General features: G+C 38.1%; 22 protein-coding genes and 1 riboswitch. Of the genes, 17 read left to right on the forward strand and 5 right to left on the reverse strand.

Annotated elements, in window-relative coordinates; all coding sequences use genetic code 11:
- Positions 1–58 precede the first annotated feature (58 nt).
- From KHS79_RS15910 to KHS79_RS15930, 5 genes are all read left to right on the forward strand, one after another.
- Positions 59–1,234 (forward strand): MFS transporter, encoded by a 1,176-nt coding sequence (locus tag KHS79_RS15910; RefSeq protein ID WP_267910757.1) that lies wholly within the window; start codon positions 59–61, stop codon positions 1,232–1,234.
- A 17-nt stretch (positions 1,235–1,251) separates the two neighbouring features.
- Positions 1,252–1,398: a SidA/IucD/PvdA family monooxygenase gene (locus KHS79_RS15915; protein ID WP_212720247.1), complete on the forward strand. Its 147-nt coding sequence runs from the start codon at positions 1,252–1,254 to the stop codon at positions 1,396–1,398.
- Entirely contained in the window at positions 1,391–1,498 is a 108-nt protein-coding gene (locus KHS79_RS26380; RefSeq protein ID WP_212720248.1) for a SidA/IucD/PvdA family monooxygenase, read from the forward strand. The genes KHS79_RS15915 and KHS79_RS26380 overlap by 8 nt, the downstream gene beginning before the upstream one ends.
- Positions 1,499–1,511: 13 nt before the next feature.
- Positions 1,512–1,763, forward strand: coding sequence for a hypothetical protein (locus KHS79_RS15925; RefSeq protein ID WP_212720249.1), 252 nt, complete (start codon positions 1,512–1,514; stop codon positions 1,761–1,763).
- A gap of 216 nt (positions 1,764–1,979) precedes the next feature.
- Positions 1,980–2,642 carry a nitroreductase family protein gene (locus tag KHS79_RS15930; protein WP_212720251.1) on the forward strand — a complete coding sequence of 221 codons (663 nt, stop codon included), beginning with the start codon at positions 1,980–1,982 and terminating at the stop codon, positions 2,640–2,642.
- Between the two features lie 89 nt (positions 2,643–2,731).
- Here the strand turns inward: KHS79_RS15930 and KHS79_RS15935 are convergent, their stop codons facing one another.
- The 3 genes from KHS79_RS15935 to KHS79_RS15945 all read right to left on the reverse strand — a co-directional run bounded on the left by KHS79_RS15935 (position 2,732) and on the right by KHS79_RS15945 (position 6,161).
- Positions 2,732–4,258 carry an aldehyde dehydrogenase family protein gene (locus tag KHS79_RS15935; protein WP_212720253.1) on the reverse strand — a complete coding sequence of 509 codons (1,527 nt, stop codon included), beginning with the start codon at positions 4,256–4,258 and terminating at the stop codon, positions 2,732–2,734.
- 66 nt (positions 4,259–4,324) lie between these two features.
- Positions 4,325–4,762, reverse strand: coding sequence for a hypothetical protein (locus tag KHS79_RS15940; protein WP_212720255.1), 438 nt, complete (start codon positions 4,760–4,762; stop codon positions 4,325–4,327).
- Positions 4,719–6,161 (reverse strand): GMC family oxidoreductase N-terminal domain-containing protein, encoded by a 1,443-nt coding sequence (locus tag KHS79_RS15945; RefSeq protein ID WP_212720257.1) that lies wholly within the window; start codon positions 6,159–6,161, stop codon positions 4,719–4,721. The genes KHS79_RS15940 and KHS79_RS15945 overlap by 44 nt, the downstream gene beginning before the upstream one ends.
- A gap of 387 nt (positions 6,162–6,548) precedes the next feature.
- Here KHS79_RS15945 and KHS79_RS15950 point away from each other — a divergent pair, with 387 nt between their 5' ends.
- From KHS79_RS15950 to KHS79_RS15970, 5 genes are all read left to right on the forward strand, one after another.
- On the forward strand, positions 6,549–7,466 hold the full coding sequence (locus KHS79_RS15950) for a PEP-CTERM sorting domain-containing protein (protein WP_212720260.1): 918 nt from the start codon (positions 6,549–6,551) through the stop codon (positions 7,464–7,466).
- A 211-nt stretch (positions 7,467–7,677) separates the two neighbouring features.
- Positions 7,678–8,604: a hypothetical protein gene (locus tag KHS79_RS15955; protein WP_212720262.1), complete on the forward strand. Its 927-nt coding sequence runs from the start codon at positions 7,678–7,680 to the stop codon at positions 8,602–8,604.
- A gap of 356 nt (positions 8,605–8,960) precedes the next feature.
- Complete coding sequence (locus KHS79_RS15960; RefSeq protein WP_212720264.1) at positions 8,961–9,200, forward strand: FeoA family protein; 240 nt, start codon at positions 8,961–8,963, stop codon at positions 9,198–9,200.
- Positions 9,197–11,551 (forward strand): Fe(2+) transporter permease subunit FeoB, encoded by a 2,355-nt coding sequence (feoB, locus tag KHS79_RS15965; protein WP_212720266.1) that lies wholly within the window; start codon positions 9,197–9,199, stop codon positions 11,549–11,551. Before KHS79_RS15960 ends, feoB begins: the two co-directional genes overlap by 4 nt.
- Before the next feature lie 3 nt (positions 11,552–11,554).
- Entirely contained in the window at positions 11,555–11,806 is a 252-nt protein-coding gene (locus KHS79_RS15970) for a FeoC-like transcriptional regulator (RefSeq protein ID WP_027709399.1), read from the forward strand.
- A gap of 298 nt (positions 11,807–12,104) precedes the next feature.
- On the opposite strand, the gene KHS79_RS15975 is transcribed toward KHS79_RS15970, so the two are convergent.
- Entirely contained in the window at positions 12,105–12,494 is a 390-nt protein-coding gene (locus KHS79_RS15975) for a hypothetical protein (protein WP_027709398.1), read from the reverse strand.
- 361 nt (positions 12,495–12,855) lie between these two features.
- On the opposite strand from KHS79_RS15975, the gene KHS79_RS15980 reads away from it, so the two are divergent.
- The 4 genes from KHS79_RS15980 to KHS79_RS15995 all read left to right on the forward strand — a co-directional run bounded on the left by KHS79_RS15980 (position 12,856) and on the right by KHS79_RS15995 (position 16,247).
- On the forward strand, positions 12,856–13,539 hold the full coding sequence (locus KHS79_RS15980; protein ID WP_212720268.1) for a TIGR02117 family protein: 684 nt from the start codon (positions 12,856–12,858) through the stop codon (positions 13,537–13,539).
- Between the two features lie 385 nt (positions 13,540–13,924).
- On the forward strand, positions 13,925–14,665 hold the full coding sequence (locus KHS79_RS15985) for a substrate-binding periplasmic protein (RefSeq protein WP_212720270.1): 741 nt from the start codon (positions 13,925–13,927) through the stop codon (positions 14,663–14,665).
- Positions 14,666–14,685: 20 nt separating this feature from the next.
- Entirely contained in the window at positions 14,686–15,438 is a 753-nt protein-coding gene (locus tag KHS79_RS15990) for a substrate-binding periplasmic protein (protein ID WP_233468464.1), read from the forward strand.
- Positions 15,439–15,488: 50 nt separating this feature from the next.
- A complete protein-coding gene (locus KHS79_RS15995) occupies positions 15,489–16,247 on the forward strand; it encodes a substrate-binding periplasmic protein (protein WP_212720273.1) in 759 nt (252 codons plus the stop codon).
- Between the two features lie 205 nt (positions 16,248–16,452).
- Here KHS79_RS15995 and KHS79_RS16000 read toward each other — a convergent pair whose 3' ends face one another.
- Positions 16,453–16,806: a PAS domain S-box protein gene (locus KHS79_RS16000; RefSeq protein ID WP_212720274.1), complete on the reverse strand. Its 354-nt coding sequence runs from the start codon at positions 16,804–16,806 to the stop codon at positions 16,453–16,455.
- A 281-nt stretch (positions 16,807–17,087) separates the two neighbouring features.
- Between KHS79_RS16000 and KHS79_RS16005 the strand changes: the two genes are divergently transcribed.
- From KHS79_RS16005 to KHS79_RS16015, 3 genes are read left to right on the forward strand one after another with little or no spacing between them, the layout of a single operon-like run.
- Positions 17,088–17,867 carry a substrate-binding periplasmic protein gene (locus tag KHS79_RS16005; protein ID WP_094786244.1) on the forward strand — a complete coding sequence of 260 codons (780 nt, stop codon included), beginning with the start codon at positions 17,088–17,090 and terminating at the stop codon, positions 17,865–17,867.
- A gap of 30 nt (positions 17,868–17,897) precedes the next feature.
- A complete protein-coding gene (locus KHS79_RS16010; RefSeq protein WP_165773283.1) occupies positions 17,898–18,875 on the forward strand; it encodes an ABC transporter substrate-binding protein in 978 nt (325 codons plus the stop codon).
- Between the two features lie 16 nt (positions 18,876–18,891).
- Positions 18,892–19,881: an ABC transporter substrate-binding protein gene (locus tag KHS79_RS16015; RefSeq protein ID WP_212720275.1), complete on the forward strand. Its 990-nt coding sequence runs from the start codon at positions 18,892–18,894 to the stop codon at positions 19,879–19,881.
- A 93-nt stretch (positions 19,882–19,974) separates the two neighbouring features.
- Positions 19,975–20,096, forward strand: a riboswitch (TPP riboswitch).
- Positions 20,097–20,156: the final 60 nt, after the last annotated feature.

The following is a 20,156-nucleotide window of genomic DNA, read 5'->3' on the forward strand; positions in this document are numbered from 1 at the left end:
TTGATTAGGCTTCGATATGTTTCATCAAATTTAAAAAGTGAGGTGGTGAGTGTCCAAAATGCTGCGTGACTGTATACTGTTTTTAGGCTGCTATTTTATGGCAGCAGCTTATGGTTCAATTTACCTTTTACTTAAATACACTCAGACAGAATTGTTAGGTAATGAAATTGAATTTGGGTATTTTTTATCTATAAGTGGAGTTGTTACTATTTTTTTGGTTGGCTTCTCTGGTGTTTTGGCAAAAAAATATGGTGCACATAAAGTAGCTGCTTTAGGTGCTCTCTCATGTGCCTTAGGATTTTTAGGTTTGTATTCAATTTCAAGTATAAATTGGATGTATTATTTAGTTGCAATTTTAATCGGCTTTGGCTGGAGTTTTTATTATTCAGCATCGCCGATGTTTAGTTTGAGTCCAGTTATCAAAGAAAGTGAAAAAGGTAAGTATATCAGTTTAATTTCAGTTTGTGTGGTAGCGGGTACGGCAACATTACCTGTTTTATATGATATTTTTTCAAATTATCTTCTGTTGAAACATGTTTTTCAAATTGCCGTGTTATTCTCATTTGTTAGTATAATAGCCTTTCTTAAGCTAGGAGAATTATTTCAAATAGAAGCTAATTTGAGTGAGAGGGTATCAATTAAAGGAATAAACCTTAAAATCACTAAAACAGAAGCTATATTTCCATTTATTATGGTCTTTTTAGGGGCTTGTGTGTTTTCCATAATGATGAATTTTCAGACAGAGTATGCTGAAAATAGAGGCTTAAACTTTTCTTTGTTTTATTTTTTCTATTCTTTGTCTGTGGTTATTTGCAGAATAGTTTTAGGAGGGGTGTTGACTAGCAAAAATCCATTAAGCCCTATGCCTTATCTGCTTTGTCTTATGCTGTTTGGTTTGTTGGTAATGATTTTTAATAGTTCTAATAGTATTTTATATTTTGTGAGTGCAGTGTGTTTAGGTACATCGTACGGGCTTGCCTATCCACTCATAAAGACATATGCCGTCAAGGTATCTAGTGAAAATGATAGGCATGATGTTCTTTCATTCTTTACACTGAGTTACTTTGTGGGCGTTTATTTTTATCCAATGGTTGCAGGGTTTGTTTTATCGCAGTTTGGCGATACTGGGTATTTGTTAAGTCTTTGTATAGCTGTATTTGTTTATTTGTTACTGGTTTTATCTAGGTTATCATTTTCAAAAAAATTTTTTATTAAAGCAGCTAAAAGCATCTAAGTATAAAGAAGAATAAGATGGGATATGAGTATGATTCGTTAGGAGTAGGTGCAGGAATATCTAATTTAAGCTTAGCAAAACTTTTGTCTGAGAATAAAGATATTACGGGTCACTTTTTAAATACAAATGCAAATTTTGAATGGTATTCTGGGCATTATGCTTGATAAAGCCAAAATCCAGATTTACTATATTAAGGATCTCGTTAGTTTAGCTAATCCAGCTAATCGTTATTCTTTTTTAAATTATTTATCATCAAAAGTTTAGTGTTGAGCTCAAGGTGGTAAAGCAAGCTAAAACAATTTGGCACAAGAGTTACTTCATCGATACGGCAGGTGCAATAAATGCATCCGCAATGTCTAGGCTTGTTTCGTTGCCTGTCAGCTTTGCTGTAGAGTCTGTGTTATCTGGTGATATTAGTGCTGGTGTCTCGGGTGCTCCTGACGCATTGGCCTATGACTGGATCAAAAAGTTAGAGCTGGCGGGCGAAAAAGTGGAGTATATTGATGTATTAGCACAGAAGACAGCTTGAATATTTTGCAGGGCAACTGATTTGGGCCTTTTCTTTGTTACTCACTATACCCAATACGAATGGTTTTTAGGTGCGGCCATCGAGTGACGAAGTCCCATGAGCCTATATTAATAGGTGATTGGGGTGAGGAGTGAAGATAACAAAACCTAGAAATCATTCGTGAAGGGTATATACTAATCAAAAAATGGATAAACTATACCCAAAAGGAATTGACTGATGAAGCCTGCACCATTTATCCCTTTGACGTTTACTGAGTACTCCCCTGAAGACATGCTGCTGCGTTCTCGTCAGTTTTACCAACTCATTAAGCAGCGTCGTACAGTCAGGGATTTTTCAGATAGACCCGTTGCACGGGAAATTATTGATAATGCGATTTTATCCGCTGGTTCTGCTCCCAGTGGTGCTAATAAGCAGCCTTGGCATTTTGTTGTAGTTAGCAATGAAACTGTCAAAAAAGAAATTCGTCTGGCAGCTGAAGCTGAAGAAAAGGCTTTTTACCAACATCGTGCACCTGAGGAGTGGTTACACGCTTTAGCACCTTTAGGCACGGATGAACATAAGCCTTTTCTGGAAACAGCACCATACTTGATTGCAGTGTTTCTTAAGAAATTTACTTATCATGAAGCGCAAAAACAGAAAAACTATTACACAGCTGAATCTGTAGGCATTGCATGTGGAATGTTAATAACAGCCTTACATTATTCTGGTCTTGCAACGTTGACACATACCCCTAGCCCAATGAAATTTCTTAATACCATTTTACAGCGGCCATCAGATGAACGCCCTTATCTATTATTGGTCACTGGATATCCTTCAGAACATGCCGAAGTACCCAATATTCAAAAATACTCTTTGTCCGAAGTGTGTGATTATATCTAGCTACCGTTAACCAGCATTACTTTGTTATTTTTTGATATCCCCCTCTAGTGCTCTAAGCGAGGGGGAAGGGGTTACGTATATACGTTTTTTTAATCACCTCTAGCTTGCTGTGACGTTTTTTCGAGCTTACCACCTACTAATGCCAGCTTTATATATTTTAACCAGTCATTGCTAAATAGCGTATCAATTAGCTCACTAAATAATTGATATTTCTTTATTGTATACGGATACCAGTTGGGTTCTTTTTTTGAGCTTTGTTTATCAATGATAATGGCTTTACTCCGAGTAAAAGCTAATAAGCCTTCCTCTCCTTTACCACGGCCAAAGCCACTTTCCTTAACTCCACCAAATGGCAAGGCAGGATTACCTTCCGTCAACATAACATTGTTTATAGAAACTGCACCCGTTTGCAAGGCATGACTAACACGTTGTGCGCGTTTGAGGTCTTTACTCCATACACTAGCGCTTAAACCGTAGGGACTTTGATTTACTAAGCGGATTATTTCATCTTCACTATCAAAAGGAATAGCACAAACAACAGGGCCAAATGTTTCTTCTTGCACAATGAGCATATCTTCACTGACATCCGTGACCAAGGTAGGGGGAATCAGTCGGCTGGTCGCAGAAATAGCCTGCCCAACACTAAATAAGTTAGCACCTTTACGTTTAGCATCCTCTAAGTGCTCTTGAATAATTTCTGCTTGAAAGTTTGTGGTGATAGCACCGACATCCGCATTTCCCTGGTCACCTGTGTTTATAACTAACTCTTCCATTGCTTGTTTAAACTGAGTGATAAAGGGGTTAAAAATTGAACGTTGTAGATAAAGTAATTCTACTGATGTACAAGATTGACCGGCATTGGTCATTGCTCCCCATAGTGCTCCAGCCACAGTGCGCTGGATGTTGACGTCTTCAAAAACAATCATAGGATCTTTGCCGCCGAGTTCAACGTCAACGGGTATTAAGTGTTCACTGGCTTGTCGCAGAATTTTCTTTCCTGTCACGGTGCTGCCGGTAAAGAAAATTTTATCGGGTTTAGCATCAATTAATTGTTGGGCAGTTTTGCCATCACCATAAATGACTTGTATGCAAGAAGCTAATAAAGGTGCAGCAGCAAAAATACGCTCAAGTAAACCTGGCATTGGGGTATGTTCTGAGGGTTTTATAATTACGCAGTTGCCTGCTAAAAAAGCCCCAATAGCAAAAGTTAGACTGATATGTAGTGGATAATTCCAGGGTACAATTAATAAAATAACACCAAAGGGTTCATGCCGAATGCGTGATGATTTACCAAGAAGTGTAATTGGGGTGTGCACTTTTTTTTCTGTTAGAATACGTTTAGCATTAGCGCAATTCCAATGTAAATTATCCAATACCCCCAAAATCTCTGATACTAATGCATCAGTGCGTGTTTTACCTGTCGTTTGTGTTAACTCGTCAGTAATACTTTCTCGATTTATACGAATATATTCAATAACACGTTTAACTTCTATAATGCGTTGCTTGATGGAATAAACCTGATTATTTTGGAAAGTCAGTCGAGCGTGTTGAAGCGCTTGTTCAGGTGATAACGATGTTCCATCTTGAGTCATTGTGGAAGAAGAATATTGAAACATTAAGCTATCCTTAGTCGAGCATTTAGTTTCACTATACCGTTAACGAATGATGATAGGGCTTTATTGTCAGCCTTCTTGTCTTTTAACGTTAAGGGGAGCTTCAATAGGTCTTGGAGGGGAGACCTGATAACCAATTTTGCTGTGAACACTACTGTATTCATTAAAATCTGTAGATAATCCAGAATAATATAACGACATAAGAATCCCTTTTGTAGCAAACTCAAATTGCCTGAAAGGGGTTCCCAATATACCAGGTAATTTGGCTAGTTTTAAAATTCCTGGTAACAATATATGCAATACTTGCTTAGGCATTATGCACAGTACGGTTAATAGCTTTCTTAGTGCGATTACATCGTCTGGATGTGTTGCCTGTAAAACAGTATCAATTTGAGATAGGCAACCTGTTGAGGAAAAATTGGGTAGACTATTATCACCAGGAATTAGAATGTCACCCATTTTTTTAAGCGTATTCAGTTGATGTTGCTGTAGATATTTGGATGTCATTAGTCGTCTTCTGTAATTGAGTATGTTGTCTCAGCAGGTATTGGCTTGCTCTATGGGCAAGCGCCATAATGGTTAATGAGGGATTAATACCTGGCGCAATAGGAAAAATTGAACCATCTACAATAGACAGACGTGGCTCACCCCATACCCCAAATCGTTCATTTACCACTGATGAATGGCTATTGTTTCCTATAGCACAACCTCCCATTAAGTGTAGGCCAATTGGATAAGTTGGTTGTTCTTTATGTGATACATTTAATTGATTAAACATTTCAAAAACGACATCCTTTCCACTATTCACTTTTTGTTTATCGGTATCTCCCAATATTTTATGGATAGCAAGCCGATTATTTTTCAGCGTAATAAAACCAGGGCACTCGTCGCGAATAGCAACCTCGATACAGGCTAAATACCGAAATTTTTGCATAAACTGTTGATGGTCAAGACCATAACCGGACTTTAGTAGTGCAATACCAATGGGGCGAGCAAATACATTTTCAAGTTTAAAGCCTTGTTTACGAAACCGGACATCAGTGGATTTAATCCCTTGAAAGTTACCTATATGTGCATCGACAGGATCTTTACATTGGGCCAAATACATAAACTGAGGGTGACAATAAAAACCTTTACCAAGGGCTGGCAGTTTGTTAGCGAAACCTGTGCGTAAAAGAATTTCGGTAGTACCTAATGCACCAGCAGACAATATACAGTGGCGAGCATTAATTACCTTAGGTCCAGTTATATGATTTCCATAAATGGAAATTATGTTTTTTCCTGGAATAATATTTTTCACATGATACTGGCTGATTAACTTGAGCTTTTGTCGCAAAGCCAGCTTAAGAAAAGTGGCTGGCATACTTTGCTTCGAGTTTCGATTACAGCCACCAAGGCAAACAATACAGTCCATGTTATTGCAGTGAGATTGTCCTCGTTGCAGCGGTGCGTAGTCCAGCTTCAGCTTATCGAAACTTTTTGCATAGAGTTTCGCATTATTATTCCAGTGAGCTTGGCTAATGGTTTGAATTGAGAGTTGTTCTTCTATCGCTAAGTAATGTGGATGCATTATTTCGTTGGTGAACCAGGAAATATTGCTAGCTTGCTTAAACAGATTCCAGGCAAACGTGTCAAAACGATCTAACAAACACTGATTAATCACGGTACCACCGCCTACCGTTTTGCCGCGCAATAAAATCAGATTGGCTTGTGTATTCAGATCAGCTCCACCATGCCACATAAGCTGACTGTTAGCGGTTAACTCATCTACTGGGTATTCACCAGATGAAAACGACTTGCCAGCTTCAACTAAACAGACACTGGCACCGGCCTGGGTTAAGTAGAATGAAAGTACACTCCCTGCAGCACCAGAGCCTACTATCACATAATCAAATATCTCATTCATGGGGCTAATGTCCTTATTTTTATTCTTTGTTGAGGACATAGAAAGGTTTTACTACAGGTTTATTAAAGTAATAATTTTATAACTTTAGAAAAACAAATAGATTATGAAAATAATAGTAAAGTTATATTTAGATTTTATTAAAAATAGAAGTTTGCTTTAAGTTTGTTCTTGGCTTTTTTGGGATGTTTTTTTGATGATTTGAAGCTGTGGGTAATAAATATTGTGTTCTGAATGCTTATCAAAAATAATGTGACTAAATGGTTTTAAGTGGTTTGCTTTTAGTATCTGGTTGAAAAATAGAAAGAAAAATAAATTGGCATTATCCATGCGTTCTTAGCCAGTGAGAATTGCTTTTGGGTATTTTTTTTGTGTTGATGGGAGGGGTTGATGAAAAAGTTTAAGGCACTGGCATTATCTGCTGCAATTGGTTGTTCTGCGTTCGCAGCGCAATCTGCATTAGCTGGGTTTTTGGATTTTGCGTTGGTAGATGATACCGGCGTTTTTCAAAACCCTGTTGTTACAGCTCCAGGTATTCCACCTGCAACCATTGTCAATGATTTTGCATTTAATGGTGGTCTGGATACGCGTAGCACATTATTTTGGGGAGAACCTTCTAATTTAAGCGGGTTAAACCCTGGGCTTGAGCAAAGTAATCTGGACTTGGTAAGTCATAAATCTGTTTCAATTGATACCTTAGGTGACCCCTATGAGCTATCAATTCTTACACATAATAATAATGTTGTAAGTATAACGGCTGCAACTTTAGGGACTGCACAAATTCTAGGTGCTTTATCGGTTAGCAGTAGCATGGGTGTATTAGGAGATATTTTCCTGAAAACACCAGGTGGAGATGTACCACTAGGATTATTGAGTGCTGGTTTGGTATTAGACCCTGATGTACCAGATGATATTGTACCTCCAGCTGATTATGCTACAACCATTATTAGTTTATTTGATATAGGCTTTACTGAAACGCCTAACTTTGTGCCTTGTGATCCTCCAAATCCATTCGGCTCAACTTGCGATGACTTTTTTAGTTTGATGACAGATGGAGGCTTTCCACTGCACTTTGATGTGTATATAGATGATAAGCTACATGATTTGTTTATCTATTCATCATTTGATGCAGATGGCTCAACTATTGAAACCGGTCCCTTGTATTACACGCCGGAGGTTGCTGCAACTGATCTATACACATTTGCACGTTTAACACTTATTCCTGAGCCTTCAAGTATAGGGATGATGCTCGCAGGTCTATTAGGTGCAGTAGGAGGTTTAGCTGTAAGACGAAGAAAAAAACAGTAAGTCATATACTTACGGTGAAGATTTTAGTGTCTTAACATGAAGGGGGAGAGTCGTTCCCCTTTTTTTTGTTTGTCTGTTTTTTTTTCAATAATGAAATGAGTGAATTTAAGCTCAAAAATTAAGGTTTTGTTTCACTTTGATTTTTATTTTATGGCATTTTTTGTGCTCATGACTTTCTTGTTTCTATTGCGTACTGAAATGGGGAAATTCCATGAGACTAATGTCGTATGTCGTGGTGCTGATATGTAGCACGACAGTTATGTTGTCGGTGGCTGTACAGGCTACGATGCTGAAGCTGGAATTGGTGTCGAGCAGTGGTTTTTTTCAAAATCCTGCGTTAACGCCAGACCCAGGTCCTCCTGCTGTCATTGTGACTGATCCTGTGGCTGAAGGTGGCACTGCAACGGTGAGCTCTTTGGTGTGGGGTGAGCCATCTGATGAGTCTGGGATAAATCCTGATTTGTTGCAAAGCTCAATGGTATTAACCAGTTACCATGAAATTGCAATGAGTGCTGATGGTTCACCAGCGAAAATTTCTCAGTTGGTCCATAACAACAATGTGCTTAATCCTACTGCAGCCACTTTACTGTCAGCTCAAATATTAGGGGCGTTAAGCCTATCCAGTACTGATGGCCCAGTGTCAGACGTATTTGTTAATCATAGCAGCTTAGGATTGATTCCTTTAGTTGACTTAACCCTTGCCTTACTTGCCAGTCCGGATGTAGCAGATGATTTAGTTCCTGCTGGTGAAGAAGGTACTACGTTAATTAGTCTTTTCAACCTGGCTTTTAATGAAACCTTTAATGATCCTGGGTTTTGTATTTTTGGTAACCCAAGAGGCTCTTTTTGTGATGACTTTTTTTTACTCACAACAGAAGGAGGATTTCCCGTATTTATTGAGTTATTAATTGATGGACTCCCTCATGAGCTGCTGATTTATTCATCGTTTGATGAAACAGGTACTTCCGCTGAACCTGGGCCTAATTACTTTACTGCAGAAAATGCCAGTACCACGTTATATACCTTTGCTCGGTTAAGTCCTTTATCTATTCCAGAGCCCAGTGTGGTTTTTTTGATTGGCATCTTATTAGTCTTGTTGGCAGGTTACCGGATATCACGGCGAATCGCTAAGCGTTAATTATTCTCATAGCAATTCTCACGCTACAGCTCTATGAATAGTAGAGCTTTTTCAAGCCCTCCAGGCCACAAGGATGTGTTTTTTTCTCCCCTTAAAAACATTACAAAAAATAAGTGATTTGTTGTACGCTCTCCTGTATATTAGCGAAATGATAATGAATAGCATTTCTTTGATACGTATCAATATGGCTATTCATGGCTTTGCTAGAGTGGCAGCATCATAAGTTCTATTTCTGCTCATTGTTGGGCAGATTTTTTGGGTCTTTTGATGCGTGTGATTCTCATTCGTTCTTATATTCTTATTTGTATTGGCTCTGAGCAGTATCATTCATTAATTAGTAAAGAGTTCAGCCCAGCATGGACACAGCAACCCTTCAAGACCTTTCTGTAGGGCAAAGCGCTACAGTATTGGCAATTAGTAATGACAATCCAGCCTATCGACGACAGTTATTAGCTATGGGGTTGATTCCTGGAACCTCATTAAACTTAGTACGTGTTGCTCCGCTGGGAGATCCCATGGAGTTGGAGGTGCGTGGTTTTAAGCTGAGCTTACGCAGAGCTGAGGCAAAGGCTGTTACAGTGGAGGTGAGTTCATGACTGTAGCGGAGCATTCGCAGGCAACAGTGTGTGTGGTGGGTAATCCAAACTGCGGTAAAACCTCACTATTTAATGCGCTGACTGGGGCGAGACAGAAGGTTGGTAACTGGGCTGGTGTCACGGTCGAAAAGAAAACGGGACAGTATAAGTTTAATGAGCAGTCCATAGAGCTGGTTGACTTGCCTGGGACTTATTCACTGGATGTCATTGATGAAACAGTGTCTTTGGATGAAAAGATTGCCCGAGACTATGTCATTTCTAATGAAGCTGATCTGATTGTTAATATTATTGATGCCGCTAATTTCCAACGGAATTTGTATTTAACACTGCAACTGCTGGAAATGGGTAAGCCCATGCTAGTAGTGTTAAATATGATGGATATGCTTAGTCGTGATGGTAAGCAGATTGATTGTGCCAAACTGGCTGAGCTACTGGGTTGTCCTGTTGTTCCTGTGGTTGCCAGCAGAAAAAAAGGTATTACTGAGCTGAAACAGGCCATTAATGAATACCTTGCTAGCCCAAAATCTATTCCCCCAACATTTTCCTTTTGTCCTCCCATTGAACAAGCGATTGAGGCAATTGAACCGCAGCTTGCGGAGACATCAGTTGAATTATCAGCATCCACTTCTCGACGTTGGCTGACGATAAAATTATTAGAAGGGGAGCTGGCATTACCCATTCGTCAAGATCATACAACACATGACTTGTTGCTACGCCATCGAGCAGAAATTATAGAAAGCCAGCAAGAAGATCTGGATATTTTAATTGCTAATGATCGCTATCAGCATATTGCCAGATTGGCTGAGCAAACAATTAGTACAACCCGCCCAGCTAGTGCACATGTATCAGAGCTAATCGATCAAGCGGTTTTAAATCGCTGGTTGGGATTTCCCATCTTTTTGCTGGTCATGTATGTCATGTTTATGTTCACCATCAACATTGGCAGCGCGTTCATTGACTTGTTTGATATTTTGGCTGGTACGCTATTTGTGGATGGTGTGGGTTATCTTCTGTCATCTATCAGTGCGCCAGACTGGTTAAATACATTGTTGGCACAGGGTGTTGGCGGGGGTATTCAAACTGTAGCGACATTTATACCCGTTATCGGTTGTTTATTTTTATTTTTATCAATACTGGAAGACTCTGGTTACATGGCACGTGCTGCCTTTGTTATGGACCGGTTAATGCGCTACTTGGGGCTACCAGGGAAGTCTTTTGTACCTATGTTAATAGGCTTTGGCTGTAATGTTCCATCGGTAATGGCTGCCCGCACTTTGGAAAATGAGCGCGATCGCTTTTTAACGATTATTATGGCGCCTTTTATGTCCTGTGGAGCCAGGTTGCCGGTTTATGCACTGTTTGCTGTTGCTTTTTTTCCTGATAATGGCCAGAACATTGTTTTTGCCTTATATCTCATTGGTATTACAACAGCTGTCGCTACTGGACTATTGATGAAGAGAACGTTGCTTCCAGGTGAGAGCGTTCACTTTATTATGGAGCTACCAGACTACCACATGCCTTCGTTTACATCCGTATGTATTCGGACTTGGGATCGACTCCGTTCATTTATTACCAAAGCCGGTAAAATGATTGTGATGGTGGTCATGGTGCTAAGTATGTTGAACTCTCTTGGTACTGATGGCTCATTTGGAAATGAAAATACTGAGCGCTCTTTATTAAGTCAAATTGGACAACAAATAACACCTTTGTTTAAACCTATTGGTCTCACAGAAGAAAACTGGCCAGCAACGGTAGGCATTTTTACGGGGATCTTTGCTAAAGAAGCTGTTGTAGGGACATTGGATGCAATGTACACCCAAATGAGTTCAAGTGAGAGCGAAGCAGAAAGTGCTGAATATGATTTGCTGGGTGGTATTCAGGAAGCGTTTGCGACAGTACCAGCAAACTTGTCAGATGCAGTAGGTGCATGGGTTGACCCACTAGGACTTAATATTGGTGAGACTCATGATAAGGAGACAGCTGCTGAGGAGCAAGAAGTCAGCACTTCTACCTATACCATTATGCAAACGCTATTTGGTAGTTCTGCTGCAGCATTTGCTTATCTGCTATTTATTCTTCTTTACACTCCTTGTGTTGCTGCGATTGGTGCAATTTATCGGGAAACCAGTGGCCGATGGTCTTTGTTTGTAAGTTTATGGACACTTCTCATGGCTTACACGGTGGCTGGTGTTTACTACCAAATAAGCACCTTTGCTAGTCATCCGGAAAGTTCGCTGATGTGGTCATTAGGCTTAGTTATCGCATTTTTAACTACTTTGTTTGGTATGCGATATTACGCTCAAAGTCAAAGAGAAGAGTTAAGTTATCAGGCCGAATCAGTAGTGGATTAAACCATGTTGCTTGATTTAAGAAACTACATTAAACAGCGTGGTTCAGTTTCTTTACTGGAACTGAGCCAGCACTTTTCGACACCTGCTGATGCTTTACGTGGTATGTTGCAACACTGGTTGCGTAAAGGTGTCATTCAAATAACAGGTAATGTCGGGTGTCAAAAAGGTTGTTGTGGCTGTGACCCTGCCCAAGTGGAAATTTACCACTGGCAAGGACAAGATACGAATAAAATAATCTGCTGTCATATCGATTAATATCCCCAATACGAATGGTTTTTAGGTGCGGCCATCGAGTGACGAAATCCCATGAGTCTATATTAGAAGTTCTATGAGTCTATATTAATAGGTGATTGGGGTGAGGAATGATGACAGGGCAATGGCATCTAAAAAACGATTGTGATGATCATTGATTGTACTCATGCAATGTTCGAATTCATTTGTTCCTCCCGCAGTAGAGACCTGGGATGGTCTGCTACTGCGTGTGGGAAGAACAAATTAATTTATTGCATTGACACACTCTCCTGAATGCGTTTCAGGATTCAATCTTCCTTCCTTATCTTGTCAATTGATCGTTGATCGTGTGGTAAAGCTTATTTACCCAACGATTATAATTTCGGTGAATCTTGCCATTAGCGTGCTTAAGGTTACGACTATCCATGTAACGAATATTTACAGAACGTCTATTGTAAGTAATGTGCACCTTAGCATAGTGGCTTCTGACATTGATTGTGGCGATGATACTACCATCACGTTGTATAGATGGGTTCCAACCTCGTGTTTGACAAGCCCGAACAATAGCGCTTCTTACTTTGTGTAACTGGTAAGGGTAACCTTGCATGGTAGTGGGTAATACGCCACCTTCAATGTTGTGAACACGGGCAGATGTGCAGGATATTAGAAATAGAACAGCGAAAATAGTTACAAATGTCTTTAAGGTTTTCATTACTTCTCCTTTATTACTTTATAATACCTTCAACTAAGGAGGTATATATTCACCAGCATGGCTATAGTTTGCTAGTGCTAGTATGGATATGAATATTAATTCTTATAAAGAGTTTAAGAAAAAATTAAAGAAATTGTTTGTGCGCATATTTAATAATTGACACCCATCACGAATATCTATTTTTTAAATAGTTTAAGGCTAGATAGCAAAATACATTTGAAAAATATTGTGAAGTATACCCAAAATGATGAGTATACTTTTTTTTACTTGTACTACGATAAGGTTTGACAAAAAGTTATTATGTGTTTTCTTGTTTTTACTATTCAGATATGGGCATAGAATGCTTATATGCAATAATCGAATGAAATATGGTGTATTGTTTTGTGTTTTTATGTTAATGGCCGCCTGTTCTTCAAAGCCATATGTTATTAATTACCAACACAGTAATAATCCACATGGTGAAAAGAGTAATCTTGTTCGAGCGTCGTTGAAACGGTCTTATGTAGTTTATTTAGTGAGTAATGGTTGGCATTCTGGGTTTGTCGTTCCTGCCAAAGAGCTTCAGTCCAAAATGCCTGCTTTGGTGGAACGGTTTGGTGAAACTCCTTACTTAGAAATAGGTTGGGGAGATAAAGGGTTCTATCAAGCAAAAGAAATCACGACAGGTATTACTTTAAAAGCAATATTTTGGCCTTCTGGATCAGTTGTTCATGTTGTTGCTGTGCCAGATGATATAGAAAACTTTTTTTCAGGCAGTGATATTGAAAAACTTTGTTTAGATGAACAAGGCTATCAATCGCTTATACAGTTTATTAGCCATAGTTTTGCTCGAAATAAGCAGGAAGAGGTTGTCTCGCTTAAGCAGGGAATATATGGAGATAGTCAGTTTTATGAAGGTGAGGGTGATTACTATATGATGAATACCTGTAATAGCTGGACAGCTAAAGGACTTAAAAGTGCGGGCCTTGACATCTTTGTAACATTTAAGCTTACTGCTGATAGCGTAATGAGTACGGTTAAAGGACATAACAACAGTTGCCTATGATGAAGCCAAAAGCTTTTTTTTAAGCTACCTTTGTCCATAGCTTGTATAACGCTTATTGAACACCTTCCCTGAAGGCTTGTTTGCCGCATCCTCATGACAAACAAATCAATGTATACCCTTCACGAATGATTTCAAGGTTTTGTTATCTTCACTCCTCACCCCAATCACCTATTAATATAGGCTCATGGGGCTTCGTCACTCGATGGCCGCACCTAAAAACCATTCGTATTGGGTATACGTTATCCAGGCTTTGTCTTATCAGGCCGTGCATCGAAATATAATCACCAAACAGGCCAGTCTAGCTCCGCTAAAATGGGTATAAAAAGTATGTAGTCTTTGTACTAACATTAGGATATTGAAGCGTATCAGTGCCAGAGGGTGGAGTATGAAATATCTTTTTTTAGTACTTATTCTTATATATAGCTTGAGTGTTAAAGCAGACGATTTAAATTTCGTTACCTTAGAGTTTCCTCCTATTGCGTATACCGATGATAACAAAGAACCAACAGGATTTGCAGTCGATGCGGTAAGGCGTATTTCAGATAAACTTGGTCACAAGGTAAGTATTAAGGTATTGCCTTGGACAAGGGGGTTAAATATGGTCAAGAATGGTGAAGCTGATGCTATTTTTACCATATATAAGAATAAAGAACGAGAACAGTTCATAGATTTTACTCAGGAAATTTTTGTACCACAAACATTGAGTTTTTATATAAACGCTAGTTCATCAATTGATCAGGGAAAAGATATGGAACTTGAGGTGCTTAAAAAATATAAAATAGGCGTGGTCTCAACTATTAGTTACGGAAAAAAGTTTGATGGTATTAAATCTGATCTAAATCTAAGCTCTGCTACAAATCTTCTTTCAAACTTTAAAAAGCTAATGGCGGGTAGGATTGATATTGTGCCCTCGAATACTTATGTGGGTGATTATACACTTGCTCAAAACAAGAAAGTACTCAAGGGCAAAGTGATAAAAGTCGTCACACCATTTGATAGTGTTCCAAGCTACATTGGATTTTCTAAGAAAAATAACTTAGGTGGTATCAGAGACCAGTTCGATCAAGAATTAAGAAAAATGAGTAGTGAAGACTGGATAAAAAAATCAATGTTAAACTATCAATAAATAAATGCATTTTTTGAGTGATGTGTAAAGTAATATGGCTTTACTTTTGTGTGTTGAAGTGTCTATTTATTGGTACTTTATCGGCTCGTGAAGAGCTTGAGTTAGTCACATTACAATACCCCCCCTATGAGTATAAAGACGGTGATACTGTAAAAGGTATTGCTGTTGATATTGTTAAAGAAGCATTTAGAAGAATACACCAACCTATCAGAATTGAAATACATCCTTGGGCAAGAGCAATAAAGAAAGTCAAAATGGGGGATGCTGATGCTATATTTACAGCATTTAAAACGCCTGAGCGGGAGCTATTTGCAGATTACTCTAATGAAGTGCTCATCGATCAGGCTATATCTTTGTATACACTAAAAAAACATCCTATTAAGTTTGATGGTAACTTAACGGCATTGGCACGATATAGGTTTGGAATAGTAAGAAAAGTGAGTTATGGAGAGAACTTTGACCGTGCTTTAAAAGACGATGTTATTAAGTTTGTTATGACTTCTAACTCTGGTGAGAGTAATTTTAAAATGCTATTAATTGGCAGAGTTGATATAGTTGTGAGTAATCAGCATGGTGCAAAATACATTCTAACTGAGTTAGGAAGCCTAAATAAAGTTAAAGAATTGAATCCACCACTTCAAAGTACTCCAAGCTATATTGCTTTTTCAAAAAAAAGAAAATTAACCAGTATTAGAGATCAGTTTGATAAAGTACTAAAGGATATGAAAGAAGATGGTGCCTATCAGGCAATTATTGATAGATATCAAATGTGATACTTATTAAGTATATATCCACTGCGAAGAATTTTTTCTAGAGTACTACAATGAACAGAATAGTAGTGATTTTGATCAGTTGTTTTTTCTCTGGACTGCTTTGGGCAGAAGCAAAGGTGTTATACGCTGATTATAGGCACCGGCCACCAGAAATGGTCAGAGTTGTAGAAGCGAACACGTTTTATGGACCATTAAGGGATATTCTGGAAGAAGCAGCAAGGAAGATTGGTTATACGATAAGCTGGCGATTTGCACCCTTTCCAAGAAGTTTAGAAGACTTAAAAAATGGTAGAATTGATATAATACCCAGGACTATCAAAACGAAAGAACGCGAACCTTATGTTTTATACTTGGGACCAATTGGCTATCAACAAAAGGATATTCACTTTTTGGTCACAAAGGGAATGGAAACCTCTATTAACAGTTATGATGATTTGTATCAATTTAGAGTGGGAGTAAAGCGAAGAACAGCGTATTTTCCCAAATTTGACAAGGATGAAAGAATTCGAAAGGTCATCGCGCTTGATGATAAAAATATGGCTGAAATGATTATTAAAAACCGTTTTTCTGTAATGATTATTTTGGATACAGATGCTATAGAGTCTGCACTGGCTAAACTCGATTATAGTAATTATGCATATGCAAACTATAAATATGTTCAAAAGATTGGAAATTACTATGGGATGTCTAAGAAATCAATAAATACTGATAAATTTGAATTGCTTAATAGCGCTATAAAAGAAATGATTGTTGAAGGACGAGTAACTTATTTTTATGAAAAATATAATATTGATGCTCCATTGAAATAATGCCTTTAATCTGTTTTTTAGAAACTGTACTGTAGATTTACCCAAAACGAAGGGTTTTTATACCTCAAGGGCACAAGGGTGCGGCCGTCAAGCGATGAAGCCCCTGGGCAAGTTTACTGCTGTGAAACTTTCAGTAGACACTTTAATTGATATAACAGTGCTGCTGGGCGGTTATATTAATGTATTAGACTATAAGCTCGATATATTAATGGTTATAGATAACAGCTATGGCATAATGTTGATCACCCATTAACATATTTGATATAGAAATATCAATAGGGAATTCATAACCATCTTTACGTTTGGCATAGATAATGCCAGTTCTCTTGCTCATTAATCGAGGGGATTCATTGTTATCTATAAAATGTTTAGCCAACTGATTATGGCTATGATGATACTCTATTGGAATAAGAATATTGATTGACTTTCCAATTACTTCTTCTGCGTTGTATTGAAAGCATATTTCAGAGGCATGGTTGTAGCAGACTATGTGAAGTTTGCTATCGACAATAATGACTGGCTTGTTTAGCTGATCTGCAATGAAGTTCAAGCTTTCCACGGTTATCCTTGTATTTATAGTTGTAAAACATACTCCTATTTTAGCGTAGAATGTTATCTCTATGATTAAAAAAGTACATGTTAGCTTAAGTTCAGTAGTACGCTTTTCCTGAAAAAAAATACTCAGTTGTGGGTATTTGTATTAAATTTTTTAAAAATAAATTGTAGATAGCTGTTTATTATGTGTTTTAAAAGATTTTAACTTACGCATGTTGTTGCAATTGGACTATATTTTTTAATTAATAACGCCTGATTTTTTATGAGCTAGGAGCAAGCCTCCCTATGAAGCGTCATCTTATATGTTTGGTTGCCATATTGATTTTAAATATTAAAGGTGGTGTGGTGGCTGAAGAATTATTATTTAATACACAGGATTTTCCTCCATTTAATTATACGGTTGATAATAAAGTAGAAGGGCCTGCAGCTGATATTATTAGAGGAGCCTGTCAAGCACTATCGTATAACTGTAAGTTTAAGCTTTTACCTTGGCGACGAGCCATTAGTGAAGTAAAGGAGGGAAAAGCACATGGGCTATTTGTTATAGGCTGGAATAAAGAAAGAGATCAGTGGCTTTATTATTCTCCTCCGCTTATGGAAACAGCTTACGGTTTCTTTGTGCGAAAGTCCAATACCCTTAATTACTCAGGACTTAAGGATATTGAGGGCTACCGAGTGGGGGTCTTTGGACCATCAAATACTTCAAAGTCGCTTGAGAAAATTAAGCAAAGTATGGAATCTGAGAGTTTGAGTGCTATTCAAATAAAGATGGTATCAGATGATATCAATATTTTTAAGATGTTAGATGACCCGAAAAGAAATCTAACAAGCGTTTATTCTAATAAAGATGTAGGCATGGCTATTATTCATCAAGTTAATTTAGATAATATCCGCTATGCAGGGTCACATAAAAAACTCAACTATTATTTTGGGCTTAGTAAAGAATTTACAGATAAAAAGGTTGCTGATGCTTTTAGTAAAGCAGTTTCAGATATGAGAAACTCCGGAAAATTAAAAGAAATACTTGATTCATACCATATGCAATTGGCACCCTTAGATAAATAGCACTTTTAATAATATTACCCTGGTATGAGTATGCCTTTACCATCGCTGCTTGCCATAATTGTTTTGGTATTTAATACAGTGCTTAATGCTGGAGAGCGCGATATTGTTGTTGTGGAAAGCTATCATACAATGTACCCGTGGGATAGAGATTGGTTAATGGCACTGCGTGATAGCTTGGTACACTACAACTTAATAACATTTCAAATGGATACCAAACGTTTGCCCAAGCAGCATTTTTCACTTCGTGCAGATACCGCGTGGGATATTATCAAGAGAGTTGACCCAGCCCTTATCATTCTGGGGGATGATAATGCGCTTAGTTATCTTGCTGCAAGAGTTGGTAATAGTCAGTATAAAGCAATTTATCTAGGTATTAATTCTAATCCTCGAAAAACAGGCATATTAAAATACAAAAATATTACAGGGGTACTAGAACGACCATTATACCGTCGTTCAATCATTGAAATGAAGAAAGTACTACCTGAAATGAAAAAAGCGCTGATTATGTTTGATGGGAGTAATACATCAAAATATGCTGCTGAGGACCTATTTCAAGGTCATGATTCTTTAGCATACAGTGGTGTAGAGATACACCTTGAGACAACCAATAATTATGAACGATGGAAGTCAGTGGTGCTGTCAGCGAAAGAAAATGGATATGATGCCGTTTGGGTGGGGCTTTACTTTACTGTATTTGATAAGCAAAAACATATAGATCATCGAGAACTTTTATTTTGGACTTCAAATAACAGTAAGGTGCCTTTATTTGCGTTATGGGATTTTGCGGTAGGTAAGCAGAAAACGATAGGTGGCTATGTTATGACGGGTAATTCACAGGGAGCTGCAGCAGGTTTACTTGCGCAACAAGTACTCGCCGGTACTTTACCAAAGGATATATTGCCTGTCATACCAGAGCATGGTCAGCTGATTTTTAGTCGGCACGAACTTACGCGATGGCAGCTGGCGTTGCCAATGGATTTACAGGTATCTGCAGAATTTATTGAATAATAGTTAGAGGTTATTTATGAAACAACGTATGAAATTATTGCTGCTTGGTATGTTAATATACTGTTCTACTTATGCTCTGGCAGCAAATAAAATTCTCTTAATTGAGAGTTACCATGCCGATTATCCTTGGGATATTAGTTATGTTGAAGGCTTAAGATCTGTCTTTGAGTCGAAAGAAATTTCGCTGCTTCGATTTCAAATGGATACGAAACGAGTTCCAAGTGCAGAGTATCAGCAAAAAGCTGATGAAGCTTGGGCATATTATCAGCAAGTACAGCCTGATCTTGTCATTCTTGGAGATGATAATGCATTAAAGTTTCTTGCCGAGAAATTTTCACAAACAAATACGCCAGTGGTTTATTTAGGTATTAACAGTAATCCAAATAAACTGGGTATTACTAAGTATAAAAATATCACCGGTATTTTAGAGCGCCCATTATTTAAAAAGTCTATTGCTCAAGTGAAAGAAATTTTACCTAATGCAAAAAAGCTTCTTATTCTATTTGATAATGGCACAACTTCTACCCAGGCATTAGAAGATGAGTTTAAAGGTAAAAAGACCGGTGCGATTAGTGGCATAAAAATTGATATTCACCAAATTGGTATTCTAAGTGAGTGGAAATCAGCAGTCAGTTCTGCCAAAGAAAGTGGATATGATGCCATCATTACAGGTCTTTATCATACCTTGCGAGATGAAAACGATAAGTCTGTTGATTCAACCAAATTAATAGAGTGGACGTCAGAAAATACGCCAGTACCTATGTTTGCCTTCTGGGATTTTGCGGTAGGACCAAAAAAAGCAATTGGAGGACTGGTGCTGTATGGTTTTTCCCAAGGCCAAGCGGCTGGCAAAATGGCAATGGACATTTTATCGGGTAAACAGCCTTCCTCTATACGGCCAAAAATAGGAGAGAAGGGTCGAAATCTATACAGTAAGTCATTACTGGAAAAGTGGAGTATTACTTTGCCAGACTCAATTGCCAAACGAGCTGATTATATTGATTGACAGCCATTTTACCTGGCAAAAGAATTAAAGTGTGAATTTATGTCGTGTCTTGATAGTACTTGATCTTCAGTACTTATATTTTCTATACTCTTGGGCATCTTGTCGGAGTGCCTGTAGAGGTGAAGTCATTCATCTCTCTGGCTGAGACTGCAGTTGCGGGATCCGTGGAACCTGATCTGGTTAGTACCAGCGAAGGAAACAAGAGTTGCCAAAGCACGTAGCGATGCCACCTGGGTGTACATAATAAGTAATATACACCAGTTACTGTTCATTTT

The organism is Zooshikella ganghwensis, assembly GCF_018263875.1.
GTDB lineage: Bacteria > Pseudomonadota > Gammaproteobacteria > Pseudomonadales > Zooshikellaceae > Zooshikella > Zooshikella ganghwensis.